The organism is Nocardia sp. NPDC058497 (assembly GCF_042720195.1).
Taxonomy (GTDB): domain Bacteria; phylum Actinomycetota; class Actinomycetes; order Mycobacteriales; family Mycobacteriaceae; genus Nocardia.
Genome location: NZ_JBHXMY010000260.1, coordinates 2,795 through 8,014 on the forward strand (window position 1 = coordinate 2,795; position 5,220 = coordinate 8,014).

The window sequence follows — 5,220 nt, forward strand, 5'->3', positions numbered from 1 at the left end:
TGTAACTCTTCTCATTTTTTGTGTGGGTTTAGCGACCCCTTGTTTTTCTTCCTCTATAACCTACCTCCTTGCCTTTATTTCTTATGCATTTTTGTTCCGTCTCGCCCCTCGGATGCGAGGCGGCCGAAACGTGGTGGTCACGATGAGGGTGGTCTTCAGGCTCCGTTATGGGGGTCCCAGCCGTCGGTCCAGACGGCGTGCGACATCCAGTGCGCCGCGCGTTCGGCCTGCTCCCGCACCTCGGTGACATCGTCGCCGAGGATGTTGATGTGGCCGATCTTGCGGTCGGGCCGCTCGCCCTTGCCGTACAGGTGGACCTTCGCCTGCGGCAGGCGGGCGAACAGGTGGTGCAGCCGCTCGTCCATCGACATCTCGGGCGCCTCGGCCGCGCCGAGGATGTTGGCCATCACCGTCACCGGCGCCAGCGGGCTGGTATCGCCGAGCGGGTAGTCGAGAACGGCACGCAGGTGCTGCTCGAACTGGCCGGTGCGGGCGCCGTCCATGCCCCAGTGGCCGGAGTTGTGCGGGCGCATCGCGAGCTCGTTGACCAGCACCTCGCCGTCGTGGGTCTCGAACAGCTCGACCGCCATCACGCCGACGACACCCAGCCCGGCGGCCAGTTCCAGCGCCATCGTCTCGGCGCGCGCGCCCAGCTCCTCGGACAGGTCGGGCGCGGGCGCGATGACCACCGCGCACTGACCGTTGCGCTGCACGGTCTCCACCACCGGCCAGGTCGCGGCCTGCCCGAACGGCGAGCGCGCCACCATCGCCGACAGCTCGCGCTTGAGGTCGACCTTCGCCTCGGCGAGCAGCTGCACACCGTGCGCGAGCTGGTCGGTGACCAGCCGCTCGGCCTCGGCCGCGTCGGCGGGCATCCACACGCCACGACCGTCGTAGCCGCCGCGGACCGCCTTGAGGACGAACGGCCAGCCGTGCTCGTCGCCGAAGGCGATCGCGTCGGCGGGCGCGGTGACCTCGACGAACGCGGGCACCGGCAGCCCGAGCGCGGACAGCTTGTTCCGCATGGCGAGCTTGTCCTGGGCGAAGATCAGGGCCTGCGGCGGCGGCGCCACGTTCACGCCCTCGGCGACCAGGACTTCGAGGTGCGCCGTCGGCACATGCTCGTGGTCGAAGGTCAGCGCGTGCGACCCGTTCGCCGCGCGACGCAGCGCGGACAGGTCGTCGTGGCTGCCCAGCACCACGTCAGGGGTGACCTGCGCGGCGGGGTCGTCGGGACGCTCGGCCAGCACCCGCAGACGCTGGCCGAGGGCGACCGCGGCCTGGTGTGTCATACGCGCGAGCTGGCCACCACCGACCATCGTGACGGTGGGCATGGCAGACGGATCGAACGAACGTGCACTCACGTCGTGCAATGTTGTCATGTCGAAAGCGAATCTTTGCGACCGGTACACTCGGAACTCGTGTCAATCGTCGACGACGTGGTCAGCGTCCTTCCCCCGCGCCTGCGCGAGCTAGCGTTCCGGCAAAAAGAGCTGATCAAGTTCGCCATCGTCGGCGCAACGACGTTCGTGATCGACAGCGGCCTGTTCTACCTGCTGAAATGGACGGTCCTAGCCGAGAAACCGGTCACCGCCAAGATCATTTCCGGCGTGGTCGCGGTGATCGCGTCCTACATTCTCAACCGCGAATGGTCGTTCAAGAATCGCGGCGGGCGAGAGAAACATCACGAGGCGTTGCTGTTCTTCGGTGTCAGCGGCATCGGCGTGATCCTGAGCAATATCCCGCTGTGGATCTCGAGCTACGTGTTCGACCTGCGGCAGCCGAACGTGAGCTTTCTGGCCGAGAACGTCGCCGACTTCGTCAGCGCGTTCATCATCGGCAACCTGCTGCAGATGGCGTTCCGGTTCTGGGCGATGCGCCGCTGGGTGTTCCCCGACGAGATGAACGAGATCGTCGCCGAGCTCGAGGACCTGATCGAGGAAGAGCAAGAGCACCTCGGCCACAGCTGAGTGTCAGCGCGGCTCGGTCAGCGTCGCGTTCGGCGGCCGGTTGACCTTCGAGCCGAGGAACACCGCGAACAGCGCGGGACGGCGACGCTGGAGCTCGAGACGGCCACCGTCCGCTTCCACCAGGGCACGAGCCAGTGCCAGGCCGACACCGGTCGACCCGCCCGCCGAGAACCCACGGTCGAAGATGTGCGGCGCGAGCTCGTCGCGGATGCCTTCCCCCTCGTCGGCCACCTCCACGCAGATCAGCGGATCGCGTGAGCTCATCGTCGGCACCGTGCGCACCGATACCGTGCAGGTGCCACCCCCGTGCATCAGGGCATTGTCGACCAGCACCGCCACGGCCTCGCGCAGCCGCGACCCGGTGATGGGGGCACGCAGAGACTCGTCGCCGATCAGGCGCAGCTCGCGGCCCTCCTCCGTGAAGGGGTGGGCCCACTCGGCCATCACGCCGCGCAGTTCGGCCATCACCGGGACGGGATCGCGGTCGGCGGCGTCCTCGTCGCGGGAGGCGCGGACCAGGTCGTCGATGGCCTCGGTGAGCCGGTCGACCTGGGCCATGGCCTCCTCTGCCTCGTGCACGACCTCGGGATCGGCGTGCGTGGACAGCTCGTCCAGGCGCAGGCGCACCGCGGTCAGCCGGCTGCGCAGCTGATGCGAGACGTCGGCGACCAGCGCGTGCTCGCGTTGCAGGCGGCCCGCGATCTCGACGGTCGCCGAGTCGAGCACGTCGGAGACGCGGTCGAGTTCGGCGATACCGTGCCTGCGCGGGTCGGGCCGGAAGTCGCCCATCGCCAGCCGGGCGGCGCGGGCGGCCACGTCACGCAGCGGGTCGGCGACCCGGCGCGCGGTCACCACCGCGACCGAGAACGCGGCGCCGAGGGAGGCGAGCACGGCCAGCGCGACCGCGGCCACGGCCTGCTCCTGGCGGGAGTGCATCGGCCCGGCGGGCACCTCGAGCCGCAGCGAACCCGACGTGCCCATCGACAGCGACTCGACCAGCGGATCCTCGACGTACTCGACGCCGATATCGGTGCGCGCGGCATTGTCGTGCGGCGCCGGGTAGACGATCGTCAGCTTGCCGCCCTCGGGTACCAGGGCCCGCATGGCGCGCACGTCGAGGCCGTCGTGCACGGTCCCGTCGACGCGCTCCTGGGCGATCACCTCGGCGGCGACCCGTTCCAGGCGGCTCTGCAGATCGTTGCGGGTGATGTCCTCGACCCACAGCCACGCCGTGTAGATCAGCGGCACGCCGAGCACCACCGTGGTGATGGTCAGCACGGTCAGGATCGAGCGCAGGATGCGGCGGCGCACTAGCCCCTGCTCGCGGTGGACGGCCCGTCGGTGTTCAACCGGAACCCGACACCGCGCACCGTGACGATGCGCCGCTCCGCCATCGGCCCTTCGTCGCCGATCTTGCGGCGCAACCAGGACATATGCATGTCGAGGGTCTTGGAGCCGCGCAGATCGGCGTCGCCCCACACCTCACGCAGGATCGTCTCGCGCGCCACCACCTGACCGGCCCGGTCGATGAGCACCTTGAGCAGCTCGTACTCCTTGTTGGCCAGGTTCACCTCGGCCCCGTTGACCAGCACGCGCCGCGCCGCCGGCTCTAGCCGGATCCCGCCGACCTCCACCGCGTCGTCACCGATTCCGCTGCGCCGCAGCAGGGCTCGCACCCGGGCCAGCAGCTCGGCCAGCCGGAACGGCTTGCCGACATAGTCGTCGGCGCCGGCGTCGAGACCGACGACGAAGTCGACCTCGTCGGTGCGCGCGGTGAGCATCAGCACCGCCAGATCGGCGCCGCTGGCCCTGACCTGCCTGCACACCTCGAGCCCGTCCATGCCGGGCAGGCCGAGATCGAGGATCAGCAGGTCGTGATTGCCCTCGAGGGCGCGGCGCAGCACCGCGGGGCCGAACCGCTCGACGGTGACGGTGTAACCCTCGCGGCCGAGGGCGCGCGAGAGCGGCGCGGCGATCGCCTCATCGTCTTCGGCGAGCAGTACGGCGGTCATGTGCTCAGATTACGGATGATGATCGCGGCGGGCCGCAAGCTCACCGGTAACCGCCCCACGACTGGTCACGGCGAGCGCTGCCCGCCTCGAACACCTCGTGGTAAAGCAGCGCGTGCACCTGCTGCACCTGCGGGATGTCGTCGTATTCGAGCGGTTCCTCCGACGACGAGCCGATGATCAGCGTGCCGGTACCGAGCAGCCGGTCGAACACCCCGTGTTCGAACTGCACGCTGGAGATGCGGCTGAGCGGGATGTCGATGCCGGTGTGGGTGATCACGCCCTGGCGCACCAGCACGCGCCGGTCGGTGATGATGAAATGCGTGGACTTCCAGCTGATCACCTTGCCGACACAGCGCCACAGGATGAGCCCGAGCCAGATCAGCCCGATGAGCAGCAGCAGCACCGTGCGCACCGACCCCTCGGTATTGCGCCAGGCGAGCCCGCCGAGGAAACCGGCGATCGCGGTGCCGCCGATGAGTGTGACGACCGGCCACACCAGCATCTTCCAGTGCGGGTGACGATGCAGGATCAGTTGTTCCTCGGGCGCGAGAACGTCCTCCGGGTACCCCATGGCCGAACGATACCCCGTTGCGAGGCCGCATTTCCCGATGCCACGGCCGAGGCGATACTGTGGATTCCACGCTAGATGCCAGGTTTTGCCCAATTCTCCCTTGCTCGACACCCGACAGTGGAGGCACGCGTGACCAAAGCTCTGACTCAGCTCGAAATCCTCACCGCCCTCGAGCCGGTGGCCGAACAGAATCTCAACCGGCACCTTTCCATCGCCAAGGACTGGAATCCGCACGATTACGTCCCGTGGGACGAGGGCCGCAATTTCGCGGCCATGGGCGGAATCGATTGGGAGCCGGGACAATCCAGGCTCACCGACGTCGCCAAGGCCGCGATGATCACCAACCTGCTCACCGAGGACAATCTGCCGTCCTACCACCGCGAGATCGCCGAGAACTTCTCCCAGGACGGCGCATGGGGCACCTGGGTCGGCCGCTGGACCGCCGAGGAGAACCGGCACGGCATCGTGATCCGCGACTATCTGGTCGTCACCCGCGGCGTCGACCCGGTCGCCCTGGAAGAGGCCAGGATGATCCACATGACCCAGGGCGCGCACGCGCCGGCGAACTGGGGCGGATTCCTGGTCAATGTCGCGTATGTGACGTTCCAGGAGCTGGCCACCCGGGTCAGCCACCGCAATACCGGTCGCGTCTGCGACCACCCGATCG

The 5,220-nt window shown here is 68.3% G+C and carries 6 protein-coding genes; 2 read left to right on the plus strand and 4 right to left on the minus strand.

Translation table 11 applies throughout. The features are described from left to right. Positions 1-155: 155 nt before the first annotated feature. A complete protein-coding gene (locus tag ACFWPJ_RS18240; protein ID WP_378852785.1) occupies positions 156-1,382 on the minus strand; it encodes a 5-(carboxyamino)imidazole ribonucleotide synthase in 1,227 nt (408 codons plus the stop codon). Between the two features lie 39 nt (positions 1,383-1,421). Here ACFWPJ_RS18240 and ACFWPJ_RS18245 point away from each other — a divergent pair, with 39 nt between their 5' ends. Beyond that, positions 1,422-1,970 (plus strand): GtrA family protein, encoded by a 549-nt coding sequence (locus ACFWPJ_RS18245; RefSeq protein WP_378852787.1) that lies wholly within the window; start codon positions 1,422-1,424, stop codon positions 1,968-1,970. Positions 1,971-1,973: 3 nt separating this feature from the next. On the opposite strand, the gene ACFWPJ_RS18250 is transcribed toward ACFWPJ_RS18245, so the two are convergent. Genes ACFWPJ_RS18250 through ACFWPJ_RS18260 form a run of 3 tightly spaced genes read right to left on the minus strand, consistent with a single transcriptional unit; the run spans position 1,974 to position 4,553 of the window. Next, positions 1,974-3,281: a sensor histidine kinase gene (locus ACFWPJ_RS18250; RefSeq protein WP_378852789.1), complete on the minus strand. Its 1,308-nt coding sequence runs from the start codon at positions 3,279-3,281 to the stop codon at positions 1,974-1,976. Further along, entirely contained in the window at positions 3,281-3,982 is a 702-nt protein-coding gene (locus ACFWPJ_RS18255) for a response regulator transcription factor (RefSeq protein ID WP_378852791.1), read from the minus strand. The genes ACFWPJ_RS18250 and ACFWPJ_RS18255 overlap by 1 nt, the downstream gene beginning before the upstream one ends. Before the next feature lie 40 nt (positions 3,983-4,022). After that, the gene (locus ACFWPJ_RS18260) at positions 4,023-4,553 is read right to left on the minus strand and encodes a PH domain-containing protein (RefSeq protein WP_378852793.1); all 531 of its coding nucleotides are present in this window, start codon (positions 4,551-4,553) and stop codon (positions 4,023-4,025) included. Positions 4,554-4,682: 129 nt separating this feature from the next. Between ACFWPJ_RS18260 and ACFWPJ_RS18265 the strand changes: the two genes are divergently transcribed. Next, positions 4,683-5,220, plus strand: a 538-nt coding sequence (locus ACFWPJ_RS18265; RefSeq protein ID WP_378852795.1) for an acyl-ACP desaturase, incomplete at its 3' end; no start/stop codon positions are given.